The organism is Pseudomonas sp. LAM2023 (assembly GCF_016620375.1).
Lineage (GTDB): Bacteria > Pseudomonadota > Gammaproteobacteria > Pseudomonadales > Pseudomonadaceae > Aquipseudomonas > Aquipseudomonas anuradhapurensis.
This window is the reverse complement of record NZ_JAENHV010000009.1, coordinates 471099-486679: the sequence shown is the minus strand read 5'-3', so window position 1 is coordinate 486679 and position 15581 is coordinate 471099. Positions and strand designations below refer to the sequence as shown.

General features: G+C 63.0%; 14 protein-coding genes. 9 read left to right on the top strand and 5 right to left on the bottom strand.

All coding sequences use genetic code 11. From position 1 onward, the window contains the following. Nucleotides 1-16 precede the first annotated feature (16 nt). Nucleotides 17-838, bottom strand: a complete 822-nt coding sequence (locus tag JKP78_RS02235; protein ID WP_186690350.1) for an aldo/keto reductase — start codon at nt 836-838, stop codon at nt 17-19. Continuing rightward, nucleotides 826-1731 carry a LysR family transcriptional regulator gene (locus JKP78_RS02230; protein ID WP_186690348.1) on the bottom strand — a complete coding sequence of 302 codons (906 nt, stop codon included), beginning with the start codon at nt 1729-1731 and terminating at the stop codon, nt 826-828. The genes JKP78_RS02235 and JKP78_RS02230 overlap by 13 nt, the downstream gene beginning before the upstream one ends. Before the next feature lie 141 nt (nt 1732-1872). Here JKP78_RS02230 and JKP78_RS02225 point away from each other — a divergent pair, with 141 nt between their 5' ends. The 9 genes from JKP78_RS02225 (at nt 1873) to JKP78_RS02185 (ending at nt 10273) form a co-directional block, all read left to right on the top strand. Further along, nucleotides 1873-2571: a CoA transferase subunit A gene (locus JKP78_RS02225; protein ID WP_170030045.1), complete on the top strand. Its 699-nt coding sequence runs from the start codon at nt 1873-1875 to the stop codon at nt 2569-2571. Between the two features lie 35 nt (nt 2572-2606). Beyond that, nucleotides 2607-3263: a CoA transferase subunit B gene (locus tag JKP78_RS02220; protein ID WP_186690346.1), complete on the top strand. Its 657-nt coding sequence runs from the start codon at nt 2607-2609 to the stop codon at nt 3261-3263. A 112-nt stretch (nt 3264-3375) separates the two neighbouring features. Further along, nucleotides 3376-4794 carry a short-chain fatty acid transporter gene (locus tag JKP78_RS02215; protein WP_200625971.1) on the top strand — a complete coding sequence of 473 codons (1419 nt, stop codon included), beginning with the start codon at nt 3376-3378 and terminating at the stop codon, nt 4792-4794. Nucleotides 4795-4978: 184 nt separating this feature from the next. Continuing rightward, nucleotides 4979-5521 carry a helix-turn-helix domain-containing protein gene (locus JKP78_RS02210; protein WP_186690342.1) on the top strand — a complete coding sequence of 181 codons (543 nt, stop codon included), beginning with the start codon at nt 4979-4981 and terminating at the stop codon, nt 5519-5521. Nucleotides 5522-5771: 250 nt separating this feature from the next. Continuing rightward, on the top strand, nt 5772-5948 hold the full coding sequence (gene eppA / locus JKP78_RS02205) for an EPS-associated small membrane protein EppA (RefSeq protein ID WP_186690340.1): 177 nt from the start codon (nt 5772-5774) through the stop codon (nt 5946-5948). Between the two features lie 230 nt (nt 5949-6178). Then, entirely contained in the window at nt 6179-6733 is a 555-nt protein-coding gene (locus JKP78_RS02200) for a polysaccharide biosynthesis/export family protein (RefSeq protein ID WP_170030037.1), read from the top strand. A gap of 24 nt (nt 6734-6757) precedes the next feature. Next, nucleotides 6758-7873 (top strand): hypothetical protein, encoded by a 1116-nt coding sequence (locus JKP78_RS02195; RefSeq protein ID WP_186690337.1) that lies wholly within the window; start codon nt 6758-6760, stop codon nt 7871-7873. 19 nt (nt 7874-7892) lie between these two features. Next, on the top strand, nt 7893-9455 hold the full coding sequence (locus JKP78_RS02190; RefSeq protein ID WP_186690335.1) for a GumC family protein: 1563 nt from the start codon (nt 7893-7895) through the stop codon (nt 9453-9455). 11 nt (nt 9456-9466) lie between these two features. Then, nucleotides 9467-10273, top strand: a complete 807-nt coding sequence (locus tag JKP78_RS02185; protein WP_186690333.1) for a CpsD/CapB family tyrosine-protein kinase — start codon at nt 9467-9469, stop codon at nt 10271-10273. A 60-nt stretch (nt 10274-10333) separates the two neighbouring features. On the opposite strand, the gene galE is transcribed toward JKP78_RS02185, so the two are convergent. The 3 genes from galE to JKP78_RS02170 all read right to left on the bottom strand — a co-directional run bounded on the left by galE (nt 10334) and on the right by JKP78_RS02170 (nt 15561). Beyond that, nucleotides 10334-11308: a UDP-glucose 4-epimerase GalE gene (galE, locus tag JKP78_RS02180; protein WP_186690331.1), complete on the bottom strand. Its 975-nt coding sequence runs from the start codon at nt 11306-11308 to the stop codon at nt 10334-10336. A gap of 108 nt (nt 11309-11416) precedes the next feature. Further along, complete coding sequence (locus tag JKP78_RS02175; RefSeq protein ID WP_442793957.1) at nt 11417-14029, bottom strand: cellulase family glycosylhydrolase; 2613 nt, start codon at nt 14027-14029, stop codon at nt 11417-11419. Between the two features lie 5 nt (nt 14030-14034). Then, the gene (locus JKP78_RS02170; protein WP_200625969.1) at nt 14035-15561 is read right to left on the bottom strand and encodes an O-antigen ligase family protein; all 1527 of its coding nucleotides are present in this window, start codon (nt 15559-15561) and stop codon (nt 14035-14037) included. Between the last annotated feature and the right edge of the window lie 20 nt (nt 15562-15581).

The following is a 15581-nucleotide window of genomic DNA, read 5'->3' as shown; positions in this document are numbered from 1 at the left end:
AGCCTGGTGTTGCCCGTCAGACCATCGCCAGGCGCTGCTTGCGCGTCGGCGGCGGGAACGCGCGGTCGATTGCCCGCAGGTCCTCGCTGGTCAAGGTCAGCGAACCCGCCGCCGCATTCAGCCGCACATGCTCGGGCGCCACGGCCTTGGGGATGGCGATCACCCCGTCGTTACGGGTCACCCAGGCCAGGCTGACCTGGGCTGCTGTGGCGCCGTGCCGTTCACCGATTTGCGCCAGCACCGGGTGCTGCAACAGGCGCCCAGCCTGGGCCAGCGGGCAATAAGCCATGGTCGGCAGGGCGCGCTGTTCGCACCACGGCAACAAGTCGAACTCGATGCCCCGCTGCGCCGGGTTGTACAACACCTGGTTGGTCGCGCAATCGGGGTTGTGCAATTCGCGCAAGTCGTCGACGTCGAAATTGGAAACGCCCCAACGCCTGATCTTGCCTTGCTCGCGCAAGCGCTCGAAGGCTTCGACGGTTTCTTCCAGCGGGTGCTGGCCTCGCCAGTGCAGCAAATACAGGTCGATGCAATCGGTGCCCAGGCGCGTAAGGCTGCGCTCGCAGGCAGCCGCCATACCGCGCCGGCTGGCATTGTGTGGGTACACCTTGCTGACCAGGAACACCTGGTCGCGGCGCCCGGCAATGGCCTGGCCAACCACTTCTTCCGCACCACCTTCGGCATACATCTCGGCGGTATCGATCAGGCTCAGGCCAAGCTCGATGCCTTGTTGCAGGGCCGCCACCTCGGCTGCCCGGCGGCCTGGATCTTCACCCATGTACCAGGTGCCTTGGCCGATGGCCGGAACGCTCGAACCTGCCAGTGTCACGTAACGCATGTCACCTCCGGAATGCGGGTATTGGAAAGCAGCACCTCGAGCAGCGCCTGCGCCGCCGTGGAAAGCTTGTGTTCGCTAAGGGCAATCACGCCGATGCGGCGCTCGACCGTGGGCTCGACCAGGGCCACGCAGCGGGCGCCAAGCTCCTGCATCTGGTTGATACACAACGCCGGCACGGCACTGACCCCCAGGCCACTGGCGACCATGCGGCCGATGGTGGAAAGCTGGTGGCTCTCGAACGCCACCGCCAGTTTGCCGTGCCGTGCGGCAACGTTCTGCTCCATCAGCAGGCGCACCGCCGAAGGGCGCTGCAAGGCCACGAAGTCTTCGCCCAGCAGTTGCGCCCAGCTGACCTGGGGCAATCGGGCCAGCGGTGAATCGGCCGGCACCACAGCAACGAAACGGTCCATGTACAGGGGGTGGAAGTCCAGGCCATCGATGTTTTCCGGTTCGAAGCCGATGCCCAGTTCGACGCGCCGATGGCGCACCAGTTCCAGTACCTGCTCGTTGATCACATCGTGCACGGTGACGTTGACCTTCGGGTAGCGCTGGCGAAACACCTTGAGCGCATGTGGCAACAGGTTGCCGGCGAAGGACGGCATGGCCGCTACCGAAACCCGGCCCAGTTGCAGGGTGAAGCGCTGGCGCAGCAGCTCTTCGGTGTCGTCCCAGTCGGCCAGCAGGCGCCGAGCCAACGGCAGCAGCACCTCACCTTCGGCGGTCAGGCTGACGCTGCGGGTGGTACGGCTGAGCAGGGCGCCCCCCAGGTTCTCCTCCAGGGCCTTGATGGTCAGGCTCAGGGCCGGTTGCGAGACATGCAGGTGCTCACCGGCCTGGGCGAAGCTCTGGTACTTGGCCACGGCGACAAAGGCGCGCAGTTGCTTGACATTCATGACGGGCCTGCTGGTTGTTTTGTAAAAATTATCAATCGATGACGAAAACAAAATTAACAAATCAGTCGCTTGCGGTGAAGATGTCCTCCACACGCTCACCGACAGCCTCGTCGGTTAAACAACTACAAAAGGCGGATCAGCATGGCCGGACTGGACAAGCGCGTTGCAACCTATGAACAGGCCCTCGAAGGCCTGACCGACAACATGACGGTACTGGCAGGCGGTTTTGGCCTGTGCGGCATTCCGGAAAACCTCATCAACGAAATCAAGCGGCGTGGCGTCAAGGGCCTGACCGTGGTCTCCAACAACTGCGGTGTCGATGGCTTCGGCCTTGGCGTGCTGCTGGAAGACCGGCAGATCCGCAAGATGGTCGCCTCGTACGTGGGCGAAAACGCCGAATTCGAGCGCCAGTTGCTCAGCGGCGAGCTGGAAGTGGAACTGACCCCGCAGGGCACCCTCGCCGAGAAGATGCGCGCTGGCGGTGCCGGCATCCCGGCCTTCTACACGGCCACCGGCTACGGTACCCCGGTAGCCGAAGGCAAGGAAGTGCGCGAGTTCAACGGCCGCAAGTACATCCTCGAAGAATCCATCACCGGTGATTTCGCCATCGTCAAGGGCTGGAAGGCCGACCACTACGGTAACGTGGTGTACCGCAACACGGCACAAAACTTCAACCCGCTGGCGGCCACCGCCGGCAAGATCACCGTGGTCGAAGTGGAAGAAATCGTCGAGCCCGGCGTACTGCTGCCCAGTGAAATCCATACCCCGGGCATCTACGTCGACCGCGTCATCGTCGGCACTTTCGAGAAGCGTATCGAAAAGCGCACCGTCAAGGCCTGAGCGCCATCCATCAGAACAACAAAGAGACCCTGACCATGGCACTGACCCGCGAACAGATGGCGCAACGCGTCGCCCGTGAATTGAAAGACGGCTATTACGTCAACCTCGGTATCGGCATTCCGACCCTGGTGGCCAACTATGTACCCGCCGACATGGATGTGATGCTGCAATCGGAAAACGGCCTGCTCGGCATGGGCGAGTTCCCCACCGAGAGCACCCTGGATGCCGACATGATCAACGCCGGCAAACAGACCGTCACCGCCCGTCGTGGCGCCTCGATCTTCGACTCGGCGCAATCCTTCGCCATGATCCGTGGCGGCCACGTCGACCTGACCGTGCTGGGCGCGTTCGAGGTGGACGTGCACGGCAACATTGCCTCGTGGATGATCCCCGGCAAGCTGGTGAAGGGCATGGGCGGCGCCATGGACCTGGTGGCCGGTGCCGAGAACATCATCGTCACCATGACCCACGCCTCCAAGGATGGCGAGTCCAAGCTGCTGCCGCAGTGCAGCTTGCCGCTGACCGGTGCCGGCTGCATTCGCAAGGTGCTGACCGACCTGGCCTACCTGGAAATCGCAGATGGCGCCTTCATCCTGCGTGAGACCGCGCCCGGGGTGAGCGTTGAAGAAATCATCGAGAAGACCGCCGGCAAGCTGATCGTGCCGGATGATGTGAAGGAAATGACCTTCTAATCATTCGCCGCAAACTGCCCCCGTAGGAACGCCCTTTCGCGACACAAGGCCGTTCCTACGGGTTTTTTGCGTTGCTGTTGTATCCAATAAAACCAATAAAAGGAATTGAACCGTGGCCGCTGAAATTCAAGACAGCCGCTCCGCCCGCTTTGCCTTGCGCTGCTCCAACTGGGCCGAACGCTGGTTCCCTGACTCCTGGGTATTCGCTGCCCTGGCGGTGATGCTGGTGGGCATCGGCGCCCTGGCCATGGGCGCCAAGCCGACCGACACTGCCAAGGCGTTTGGCGATGGCTTCTGGAGCCTGATCCCGTTCACCATGCAAATGGCCTTCGTGGTCATCGGCGGCTACGTGGTGGCCAGTTCGCCGCCCGCCGCGCGGCTGATCGATCGTCTGGCGCGCATTCCCGGCAATGGCCGCTCGGCGGTGTGCTGGGTGGCACTCATCTCGATGCTGGCGTCGTTGCTCAACTGGGGCCTGTCGCTGGTGTTCGGCGGCCTGCTGGTGCGCGCGCTGGCGCGGCGTACCGAGCTGCAGATGGACTACCGCGCCGCCGGTGCCGCTGCCTACCTGGGCCTGGGCGCCGTCTGGGCGCTGGGGCTGTCGTCGTCGGCGGCGCAGCTGCAGGCCAACCCGGCCAGCCTGCCACCGTCAATCCTGTCGATAACCGGGGTGATCCCGTTCACCGAAACCATCTTCCTCTGGCGGTCCGGGGTGATGCTGGCCGCGCTGGTAGTGGTCTCGCTGGTGATCGCCTACGCCACCGCGCCTGGCCCGAACAGCGCGCGCAGTGCCCAGGACTGTGGGGTCGACCCCAGTTTCAGCGCGCCACCGGCACCCCAGCGCACCCGCCCGGGCGAGTGGCTGGAGCACAGCCCGATCCTGATCCTGCTGCTGGTCGCGCTGGCTGCCGGCTGGCTGTACCAGGAGTTCGCCACCAAGCCGGCAATTACCGCCATTTCCGGGCTGAACACCTACAACCTGCTGTTCCTCATGCTCGGTGCCTTGCTGCACTGGCGCCCACGCAGCTTCCTGGATGCAGTAGCCCGTGCGGTCCCGACCACCACCGGGGTGCTGATCCAGTTCCCCTTGTATGGTTCGATCGCGGCCATCCTCACCCAGGTGAAGGGGGTCGATGAACAGACCCTGGCCCATCATATTTCCTTGTTCTTCACCCAGATCGCAACCCATGACACCTACGCCGTACTGATGGGGGTGTATTCGGCAGTACTGGGCTTCTTCATCCCCTCGGGGGGCGGCAAGTGGATCATCGAGGCCCCCTACGTGATGCTGGTGGCCAACGACCTGCAGTACCACCTGGGCTGGGCGGTACAGATCTACAACGCCGCCGAAGCCCTGCCGAACCTGATCAATCCGTTCTACATGCTGCCACTGCTGGGCGTGCTGGGACTGAAGGCGCGCGACCTGATCGGCTTCTCGTTCGTGCAGTTGCTGGTGCATGTGCCGCTGGTGCTGGTGCTGCTGTGGGCACTGGGTACCACACTGCAGTATGTGCCGCCGGTAATGCCCTGAAGCCGGGGGCGCTTCGCGCCCCGGCGCGCCAAACCGGCTCCCACTTTGGCCGCATCGATCTCAAGCCATGCGCAGCCACTGTGGGAGCCGGCTTGCCGGCGATGGCCTGCGCAGTAGCCCCAGCATTTCCTTGGCAGTCCACGTATCATTGCCCGGCTGCTTTCGCCTGGGAATCCGCGTTTATATGTCTATCCGATTGAAACTGCTGCGCAAGAAACTGGGGATGACCCTGGAAACGCTGGCCGAAAAGACCGCCATGACCAAAAGCTACCTGTCCAAGGTCGAGCGTGGCCTGAACACACCGTCGATCGCCGCCGCGCTGAAACTGGCGCGGGCGCTGAACGTCAATGTCGAAGAGCTGTTCGCCGAAGAACAGGCCGGCCAACACCGTTACAGCCTGGTGCGCCATGCCCAGCGCCAAGCCCTGGTGGGTGACGGGGCAGGGCCGGGGTACGCGGCCTTGACCAGCCAGGTCGGGCAACGCAGCCTGTTGCCATTCCTGATCCAGCCCCCGCTCGAGTTCAGCGACCCCACCTTCAAGGAACACCTTGGCGAGGAGTTCTTGTTCGTCCACGCCGGCCAGGTAGAAGTGGACTTCATGAACGAACGGGTGCTGCTGGAGCAAGGCGATGCCCTGCATTTCAACGCCCAGACACCGCATCGGTTGCGCTCGGTGGGGCCGTTGCCAGCGCAGTTGCTGGTGGTGGTGCACCACGCCGATGAATGAAGCCACGGAGCCGTAGTGCCCCGGCCGTTGCCTTTCTCAGCGATGAAACGCTATCAGCGCCGACGGAGCACGGGCATGCACAATTTGTCTGTCGTTTTTTTGACGAATCGCTCGGGCGCCTATTGAATTTTATTATTGTGTCGAATCATTGACGCATTGCCATTGTGCTCATAAGCTCAATTCAACAGCGAACAACTCCTGCACTACCACGCCAATAACTTATTGATTTTCCTCTTTAAAGGAGGGGCGTATGCGCACGGCTCTGATAATCAAATCGATGTCTTTGCTGGCGCTGTTAAGTGGCGCGGCGCGCGCAGCGGATTTATATATCAACCAGAACAGTGTCATCCCCGTGTCAACCGCAGGTTGGCTGTTTGCCTTTGCCGTCGTTGGTTTTGTGGCAGTTGCCAATAGAAGGAAGATCTGAGCGGCTGCGGCCGCGCCTTCCTTGTCAATTTGCCATCCGTTGCTATATTGCCAGTAGCCCTTGAAGGTCCACGGTTGCTGGCAGCGTAGCCCAGGCTGCACAGCGTCAAGGTGAAGGCCTCCAGGCAGGTGAGGCGGTCGCGGCGGGCGTATGCCGCAATGCGGAGCGAGCGTTGGTGGGCTGTTCTCATTCAGTGCTCTTCGTCGGGCCTTTGGGCCGGAGGGACCCTCATGGTGCGTTCAATGTTTGCCGCGTTCTGCCTGTTGATGCTGGGGGCCGGTGCCAGCAATGCCGAACCGAACAGTACCTACCTGCTCAGCCCCGGCGATGTGGTGATGGTTTCGGTGTGGCAGGAAGACAGCCTGCGTCAGGAAGCCACGGTACTGCCCGATGGCAGTATTACCTTTCCCCTGGCCGGGCGTATCGAAGTTGCCGGGCTGGATGTAACGGCGGTGGAAAAACAAGTGGCCGCCAAACTCGAGAAATTCCTCCCCGACCCGAACGTCAGTGTGGTCGTCAAGAGCATCGCCGGCAACCTGGTTTATGTTCAGGGCAAAGTGATCAAGCCCGGGCCGGTACAAATGGCCGGCCCTACTGCAGTGCTGCAGGCCCTGAGCATGTCCGGCGGCCTGGACAAGTTTGCCGATGAAAGCGAAATCAAAGTCGTGCGGGGTGCCGGCGCTTCCCAAAAAATCCTGCCTGTGCGATATAAAGACCTGGTGTCGGGCAGGGACATGTCCACCAACATCCAACTTCAGGCTGGCGATACGCTGGTCGTTCCTTGATCTTGCCTTTAATAAGAACACTTAATGCCTCTTCTTAGAACAACTCGCATTGCAACGGCAATCTTGGTCTTGCCATTTACCGACGCCGCCCTGGCGGCAAATTGGCAGTCGACGGTGGTAGTACCGACCTCCGTCGAATACGACAGCAACCCTTTGCTGCTGTCGTCGGATGAAAAGGGCATAACGCGCACGATCATCGCGCCCGATTACACCCTGATCGGCACTTTCGACCGTGATGAATTGCGCTTGGGGCTGGGCATGCATGTCATGCGTTCGTCCGACACGGCCGTGGTGGACAACCGTGAGGACCCGGATGTGAGCCTGGGCTGGCAACGCCAGACCGAACGTGGGCGCTTTGGCCTGCTGGCGCGCTACAACGAAAGTTCGACGCTGTCGGGGACAGTGCTGGATACCGGTGTGGTCACCACCGATGGCACGCAGAAGCTCTATACCCTGACCGGCAACTGGAGCCAGGCAGTCACCGAACGTAGCACCTTGAGCAACGAGACCACCTACAACCGGGCGCGTTATGACATCAGCACGCTGACCGGTTACGACGAACTGGGCAACGTGTTCACCTGGACCTACGCCTGGAGCGAGCGGGCCGATGTGTACAGCCGCTTTGACGTGCGCCGCTACGAGCCCGAGCAGGACCAGACGGCAACGGCTTCGAACAGTTACAGCCCGGCGATTGGCGTCAAGTATCAGTTGTCCGAACGCCTCAGCGCCGATGTCCACGTCGGTGCCACTGAAGTCTCCGGTAACGAAGGCGGTGGGCGTGGCGAGGGCGGTGTGGCGCTGCTGTACACCGGTGCGCGTGCCCTTGCCAGCTTCACTGCCGAGCGCAGCACGGTGGCCAGCGCCGAGGGCGGCTTCGCCCAGCTGGACCAGGTGCGCGGTGTATGGAGTTACGCGGTCAGCGAGCTGACCCGGGTGGGGGCGGACGCCGCCTGGCAGGACAGCAAAGGGCAGACACCCAACACCCTGCAGACCTACAGCGTGTGGGCCAGCCGCGAGTTTTCGCCGTACTGGGACCTGCGCCTGTCGCTGATGTACAAGCAACGGCAGCAGGATCGCGAAGCCGATGCGAGCGCTACGATCGTGGGTTTGACGTTGACGTACAGGTACCCCGACATCTGAACTTCAGGCAGGTGGCCCCATGAAGTCTGACTACGAACTGTCCCTCAGAGATTACATCGCCATTATCAAGGACCGTGCCCTGTTATTGGTGGTGAGTATCGTAGTCATTCTGGCGGCGACCGTCGCAGTCGCGGTGATGGTGCCACCGATCTATCAGTCGGCCGGCACCATCCTGGTGGAGTCGCAGCAGATTTCCCCCGAGCTGGTGTCGACCAACAACACCAGCTTTGCCGACGAACGCATCGAGGTGATTCGCCAACGAGTGATGACCCGCGAGAACCTGCTCCGCATCATCGACAAGTACAACCTGTTCGCCGACGAGCGTTTCAGCGAAAGCGACAGGATCGACCAGATGCGCAGTGCCATCGTGGTCCAGCCGCTTACCACCTATGTACGCGGGCGGGGGGAAGCGACCGTGGCGTTCAATGTGTCGTTCGAGCACAGGCAAGCGCAAGTGGCCAAGCAAGTCGCTGATGACCTGGTCACGCTGTTCCTCGACGAGAACCTCAAGCAGCGCACCGAGCGCGCCAACGAAACCACCGAGTTCCTGACCCAGGAAGCGAACAAGCTGGGGGCCGAACTGGCCAGCCTGGAGAACCAGCTGGCAGACTTCAAGCAGGCCCATGCCAACGCCTTGCCCGAGCACCAGACCCTGCGCATGAACATGCTGTCGCGCTCGGAGCTGGAATTCCGCGAAGTCGACCGCGACTACAAGGCCGCCCAGGAAGAGCTGCGTTACCTGGAGCTGGAATTGTCCGCGGCCAATGCCGGGCTGGCCACCAAGGTTGGCGAGGGCCCGCGGGCGACGACTGCCGACGAGCCCCAGGACCTGCCAAGCCTGAAGGCCGAGTATGCCCGGCTGCTGAGCCGCTACAAGGAAGCCCACCCCGACGTGGTGGCGGTCAAGCGCAAGATCCAGGCACTCCAGGCCAGCGGCAACGCAACAGCGGCGGTTTCCACCGGCAACCTCGATGCCGCGCGCGTGCGGGCCAAGATCAGCGCGGCACAGGAGCGCATCGCGTCGCTGGCCGAGCAAAAACGCGAACTGACCAGGAAGATGGAAGGCTACGAGGCCGAGATTCTCGAGGCGCCGCAGGTCGAGCGTGGCCTGGTGACCTTGATGCGTGACCATGACAACGCGCGCAAGAAGTACGAGGAAATCCGTGCCAAGGAGATGGGCGCGAAGATCACCGAGAGCCTCGAGCAGGAAAACAAGGCCGAGCGCTTTGTGCTGCTGGAACCACCGCTGCTGCCCGAGAAGCCGATCAAGCCCAACCGCAAGAAGATCGCCGCCCTGGGCCTGGTGCTGGCACCGGCCGGGGGTGGTGCGCTGGTGATGCTGCTGGAAATGTTCAACCAGCGTATTCGCGGCGTCGGCGCCCTGGAGAACCTGCTGGGCAGACGCGTGCTGGTGGCGCTGCCATACATCGATACCAAGGCCGACGTGGCCCGGCGCAAGCGTTGGCGCAACTGGCTGTTGCTGGCGGCGCTGGTACTGGTGGCTATCCTGATGGTGCTGGTGCACGTGTTCTACCTGCCACTGGATGTGCTGTTGTTCAAAGTCATGTCTCGGTTTGCATAAGGAAAGCAGCGATGGACGGGACCAAGCCGGCTGTTGGCCACACGCTTCACCCGGTGACCCCGGGTACCCCGCAGGCATTGTCTCCAGCCCCTGGCACGGCGCTGAGGGAAATGCCTGGCGAGTTCGACTACGTCAACACCAAGGTGGTGCCGCTGCGCGCCGAGCACCTGGAGCGTCACCGCATCGTCGCGTACAACAAGAACTCCAGCATGAACGGGCCGATCGACCTGCTGCGCACGCAAGTGCTCAGGGCGATGGACGAGAATGGCTGGCGCACCCTGGCCATCACCTCGCCAACGCCTGAAGCGGGCAAGACCGTGCTGGCCATCAACCTGGCCATGAGTATCGCCCACCACACCACCAGGACTGCATTGCTGGTGGACTTCGACCTGCGTCGGCCCAAGGTCGGCAGCAGCCTGGGCCTGCCCATGGAGCAGTCATTGAACGAGTTCCTGAGCGACCAGGCCGAGTTGCAGGACTGCCTGGTCAACCCGACGCTGCCACGCTTCGTGGTACTGCCCACGCGGGTGCCGGTGCCGATGTCCACCGAAATGCTGTCGTCGCCCAAGGTGAGCAACCTGGTCAGCGACCTGCGCAACCGCTATGAGTCGCGCATCTGCATTTTCGATTTGCCACCGTTGCTCAGCTCTGACGATGCGATCACCGTGATACCCAAGTTCGATTGTGTATTGCTGGTGGTGGCCAACGGCATGAACAACAAGAAGGAAATCGAGGATTGCCTGCACCACCTGGCCAGGGTGAACCTGGTCGGAACGGTGTTGAACAAGGCAGACGAGCAACCGCGAACCTATTACTGAACCATTTGCTGCCAGGCAGGCATAGCGCATACCCGCTGCCACAGGTGTGCCCGGCGTGCCCTAGCGCTGGCGCATCAGCCATGGATACTGCAACTCCCACTGCCACGCATGCCGCACGATCTGTTCCAGCTCGGCAAACTGCGGGCGCCAGCCCAGTACACGCATGGCCTTGCCAGCATCCGCCACCAGCCGCGGCGGGTCGCCCGCACGGCGCGGGGCATCGAGGCTGCGAATCCGTCGGCCGGTCACGCCACCGGCGGTATCGATAACCTGCTGCACCGAGAAGCCCAGCCCATTGCCCAGGTTGAACGCGGTGCGTTCGCCACCTGCCAGCAGGTAATCCACCGCCAGCGCATGGGCCGTCGCCAGGTCGGCCACATGCACGTAGTCGCGGATGCAGGTGCCATCCGGCGTGTCGTAGTCGCGGCCAAACACCGTGATCGCTTCACGCCGGCCCGAAGCGGCCTGCAGGATCAGCGGGATCAGGTGGGTTTCCGGGTCATGGCATTCCCCCAACTGGCCCTGCGGGTCAGCGCCGGCGGCGTTGAAATAGCGCAGGCACACCGACTTCAGGCCGTAGGCGCGGTCGAAGTCCTCGAGAATCTGTTCGACCATCCACTTGCTCAGCCCATAGGGGTTGATCGGCCCCTTGGCATGCGCTTCGTCGATCGGCACATACTGCGGGTTACCGTAGACGGCAGCGCTGGAAGAAAACACCAGGTGCCGTATGCCGGCATTGACCATGGCCTGCAGCAGGCTGAGGGTCGCCGCGACATTGTTCTGGTAGTACTTGCCGGGCACGCTGACCGACTCGCCCACCTGGATGTACGAGGCAAAGTGGAACACCGCATCGAAGCGGCAAACAGCGAACAGCACATCCAGGGCCGGCTCGTCGGCGATGTCCAGTTTCGCCCACTGCACACCAGGGCTGGGTGAGACCAGATCGGCCACTACCACCTCATGGCCAGTACCGAGCAGATGCTTGACCATGTGCGAGCCAATGTAGCCTGCGCCACCGACAACCAGAAACTTCATCCAAGCCTCCTGGACTCTGCTGTTGTTCAGCCGCAGTGAATCATCCCTGGTCAAGACCGGGCGGGCGCTTCAGCTACAGGTCTGTTTGAGGGTAGATGGCCATATGCCCTATTTCAAGAACAGCCAATTGGACATGTACTGGCCATCGAAGGTGATGCGGTAATGCCCATCCTGGTAGGCCACGGGCAAGGCCTTGAGTTGTGCCGCTGGCTCCCGGGCGTACAGTTTCAGGCCAGCAGGCGCCTTGATGTTCAAGGTGCCGGCAAGCGGCTCGACGTTGAACGCTGTGTTGGCATCGGCTTTGGGCATGGCCCGGGTGCCCAGCGACACCAGCAGCTCGCGCGACTGGCCCAAGGGGCGACCGTCCAGGCTTTGCACCACGACGCTGGCATAGGGTGTCTGTGCCTGCACCTGGATGGCGTCAAGGCTGATCGAGCGGCCACCCAGCCAACCGCTGGCGGCTTGGGTCAGCGCGGTGTCGATGGTGTAGATGCCTTGTTGCCAGTTGCGTTTGAGTTCACCCGTGTCGGTAACTGCCTCGTTGGCGTTGGCCGCCAGCAAGGCTTGCCCCGGGTCGTTCAGCACCTGCGCATCGGCCGGGATGGCGGCAGGTTTCAGCCAGGGCAGTTCCGGCGTTTGCGGCAGGGCGATCTGCAATTGGCCCTTTTCCATGGCCGTGCGCAGCAGCACGGAATTGCGCGGGGTGATTTCCTGGCCGTACAGCGTGGCAGGCGTCGGTGCGAACACGTAACGGGTGGTGGCCGGGTGCACGTCCGCACGGCGGTAGAGCAGGGCGGCAGCGGGCAGGGTAGCGAGCATCGCCGGGTCGTTGTAGGCGTGCCAGTTGTCCGCCGTGCGCCAGCCTGGATTGAAGGCTTGCTGGCTGTAGGCATACTGCAGCATGGCGTCCCAGCCCTGGTGGCTGGCGGTAGCGGCCACATACAGCGGCAACGAATGACGATCGGGCAGCGGGAAGGGCTCGGCGTTCCACTCGCTGACGGTCATCGGCTTGCCGACCACCTGGGCGGCAGCGAGCCAGTCGATCATGCCGTCGCTGGTCAGTGGGTTCTTCTCCAGCTGGCCATTGGCGCCGTAGCTGTGGGCATCGATTACATCGCCTGCGCTCAGCGCTGGCAGCGCACTCAGGCCATTGCCGCCCCAGGTGCTGGTGGTAGCGATCGGTACTTTCACGCCGAGGTTGCGCAGGTGCGCAATCATGTCGGCATTGAAACGTTGTTCCAGGTCGTTGAGGAACAGCTTCGACGGGCCATGCTCCCAGGCATGCCAGGTAAGGTCGCTCGGCAGCCCATGCTGGCGGGCGAACGCCTTGGCAGCGTCCATGTAGCGTGCGCTGTGGCGGGGCACGTCCTTGTCTGGCAGCAAGGCGTTGCCGTAGTGCTGGGTGAGGTCGTCCTCGTTGGTGATCAGCACCGCGGCAATCGCCGGGTCATCCTTGTAGGCCAGGCCGGTGTACGGGTTCACATGGCCCAGGTACTGCTCGGCAAAGCGCTTCATGGCCTGCTGGATGCTGCGGTTGACATAGGCGTAGCCCTTCAGGTCGACATGATCCTGGCCCTTGGCGATCTCCTGGAAGTCGTCAATGTCGTCGTTGGCGGTAAGCGCGCGCTGGACGTGCATGTCCAGCCAGACGTAGATGCCTTCGTCCTTTAGCGCCTTGATCCACAGGTCGAGCTTGCGCATCGACTCGGCATCGAGTTGGCGGGTATCGCGTACCACGGTGGCGTCGCCGAACACGTTCGGGCTGACCCACGGCGAGTCGTGGTGGTGCAGGCGTACCAGGTTGAAGCCCAGCGCCGACAGGCGCTTGGCCTGGTGGCGGATTTCTTCGTCCGGGCTTTTGAACAATGCATAGGCGGACAGGTTGGTACCCCAGAAGCGCGCCGGGGTGTTGTCCTCGAACAGCAGCTGTTCGCCGACAGCCCTGACGAAGCCGCGCTTGCCCGCGGGCTTTTCCGCAGCGTTGAGGAACGACAGGTCGACCGGCGAGGTGCGCCAGTCCAGATGGTCATCCGGCCAACGGTTGGGGTCGGTCAGGCCGAAGCGTTCGCTGGGCGTAGGCCCCAGCTCGATGTCACCGCTGACGTTCAGTACCGCCTTGATCTGCTGCTGGCCGGCGTTGATCGGGTCGCCGTAGAGAAACGCACGCAATTCGGACGGGTTGCCGCGCTCGAAATACACCTTGGCCAGCGGCGGGTCGAAGCGCATCTCGATGCGTCGACCCTGCTCAGCCTTGCCCCACGACCAGCCACGGTTGCCGGGCAGCAACTGCGGCGCCCCCATGCCCCCGGCAATTTGCCCCGGGTCGAACTGGAACACCATGCCACCGCCCATCACCCCGGCCTGGCGGCTGTGCGCGGCAAGGTCGAAAACCCAGCTCAGGGTTTGCGCCTGCTCCTTGCGTATATCCGCCGCCAGGTCGAAATCCAGCGCCTTGTTGCTGCCCTGCAGCGTGTAGTGGTAGGGGCCATTGACCTTGACCGCGGTGTCGAAGCCGGTCCAGCTCCAGTTGGCCGCCCAGAAGTCGAACTTGGCTTTCATCACCGGCCCGCCGCCGAGGGTCACCATGGGCAGGCCATTCTGTTCATCGACACTGACTTGCCACGCCGATGCCCAGCCGCCAGATGGCAGCAGGGCCAGGCCGGCCAGGGCCGAAACGCGCAGGGTTTGCAGGGCCGAGCGGCGCAGCAGAAGCAGGTTCATAGGCATTACCCGGTTTGAAGGCCTGAGCCGGCCAGCTCGCTGACCTGGCTGTCGTGAAGCCGCCGTACCATCTGGCTATAGCCCACGCCCAGCCCGGCGATCGTCCAGTACACCACTGGGATGAAGGTGATGCTGCTGACGGTGAAGATGATCACCAGGATGCCGGCCAGCGTCGCCAGCAACGCTCGGCCGAGCTGGCGTCGCTCGTCGTCCTTGTCGGGGAAACTGCGCATGGCCTTGCGCAGGCCGAGCAGCACGCTGGCGAAGAACGCCAGGAACAGGCCGAGCCCGACCAGCCCGACCCGCAGCGCCACATTGATGTAGGTGTTGACGATGTCGATGATGCCTTCACCCTGGATCATCGATTGCATTTCCGGGGTATTGCGGAAATCGAACGAGCCGAACAGCGGGTTGCGCTGGATGACGATCCACGCATTGTCCATCAGCCGCTCGCGGTATGTGATGTTGTCCTTGTCCACGTTGCCGATGTACGGCAACAGGTCCAGGACCTTGTCGCCACCGGGCACGGCGGTCAGCAGGGGCAGGGCCAGCATGCCGGCCGCAGCCAGCAGTGCCAGGCGCCTGAGCGCACCTTTGCCGAGGGCGACGAATACCACAACGATGACCATGGCCCCGATCCACGGGCCGCGCGACAGCGGCGCGAACAGCCCGGCGGCCAGCAGCAGGGCTCCCATCAAACGCTGCCAGGGGCGGCGTACGTAACCCTGGACGAAGAGGAACAGGCCAATGGCCACGCTCATCACATAACCCAGCACAATGGCCTGCCCGGTGGTGACACTGGCGCGCAGCGAACCGCCGCGGTCCAGGTAGCCGGACATGCTCCATGGCACGCCCATGGCGTCGACCAGGGCACTGTACAGCAGCCAGTGGCGCACATACTCGGCGACACCGATCAGGGCCAGCAGGAAGGAGGCGAGCACGAAGGCCAGCAGGGTGTCCTTGAAATCGCTGATCTGGCGCAGGCCACGGCTGGCCACGTAGTACGGCAGGAGCACGTCGATATACAGGTAAAACGTCTGGCGCAGGGTGTCGGTCAGGGTGGTTTCGCGCAGGTACAGCACGCTCATCAGCAGCAGCCCCGCCGCCAGCAGCCTGTCGGGCCAGGTGCGGCCGAAGCGCAGGGTGTCGCCTTGGCGGCGCAGGGCCAGCGCTGCCGGCAACAGCACGCACACGCTCAACAGGCGGATATGGTTGAGTTCGACCAGGAAGTTGACCAGGCCGAACCCCGGCACCTGCAGCGAAGCCGGCGGGATCAGGAACAGCAGCAGGTAGAACAGCGCCATGGGGTTGTGCTCGCGGCGCCCGGCGATGTACAGGATGACTGCGCCTGCGCCCAGGTACAGCCAGAAACTGTGCGAGAAGAAGGCCAGCAGGGTCAGCAGGAACCACAGGTTGCGCCGGCGCTTGAAGTCGCGCAGCGGGATAAGGTCGCAGGCAGGCCGCCGGGCCAGCAGAAAGACCACGCTAGCCAGGAACAGGATGACGATCAACGCACGCAAATGTTCAGGCATCGGCTATGGGCACCTTTCCC

Excerpts from the sequence above, each read along its gene's own strand:
- JKP78_RS02200 (WP_170030037.1), top strand. The coding sequence starts at position 6,179 with ATGGTGCGTTCAATGTTTGCCGCGTTCTGCCTGTTGATGCTGGGGGCC.
- JKP78_RS02220 (WP_186690346.1), top strand. The coding sequence starts at position 2,607 with ATGGCACTGACCCGCGAACAGATGGCGCAACGCGTCGCCCGTGAATTG.
- JKP78_RS02185 (WP_186690333.1), top strand. The coding sequence starts at position 9,467 with ATGGACGGGACCAAGCCGGCTGTTGGCCACACGCTTCACCCGGTGACC.
- JKP78_RS02195 (WP_186690337.1), top strand. The coding sequence starts at position 6,758 with ATGCCTCTTCTTAGAACAACTCGCATTGCAACGGCAATCTTGGTCTTG.
- JKP78_RS02170 (WP_200625969.1), bottom strand. The coding sequence starts at position 15,561 with ATGCCTGAACATTTGCGTGCGTTGATCGTCATCCTGTTCCTGGCTAGC.
- JKP78_RS02175 (WP_442793957.1), bottom strand. The coding sequence starts at position 14,029 with ATGAACCTGCTTCTGCTGCGCCGCTCGGCCCTGCAAACCCTGCGCGTT.
- JKP78_RS02230 (WP_186690348.1), bottom strand. The coding sequence starts at position 1,731 with ATGAATGTCAAGCAACTGCGCGCCTTTGTCGCCGTGGCCAAGTACCAG.
- JKP78_RS02225 (WP_170030045.1), top strand. The coding sequence starts at position 1,873 with ATGGCCGGACTGGACAAGCGCGTTGCAACCTATGAACAGGCCCTCGAA.
- JKP78_RS02235 (WP_186690350.1), bottom strand. The coding sequence starts at position 838 with ATGCGTTACGTGACACTGGCAGGTTCGAGCGTTCCGGCCATCGGCCAA.
- eppA (WP_186690340.1), top strand. The coding sequence starts at position 5,772 with ATGCGCACGGCTCTGATAATCAAATCGATGTCTTTGCTGGCGCTGTTA.
- galE (WP_186690331.1), bottom strand. The coding sequence starts at position 11,308 with ATGAAGTTTCTGGTTGTCGGTGGCGCAGGCTACATTGGCTCGCACATG.
- JKP78_RS02190 (WP_186690335.1), top strand. The coding sequence starts at position 7,893 with ATGAAGTCTGACTACGAACTGTCCCTCAGAGATTACATCGCCATTATC.
- JKP78_RS02210 (WP_186690342.1), top strand. The coding sequence starts at position 4,979 with ATGTCTATCCGATTGAAACTGCTGCGCAAGAAACTGGGGATGACCCTG.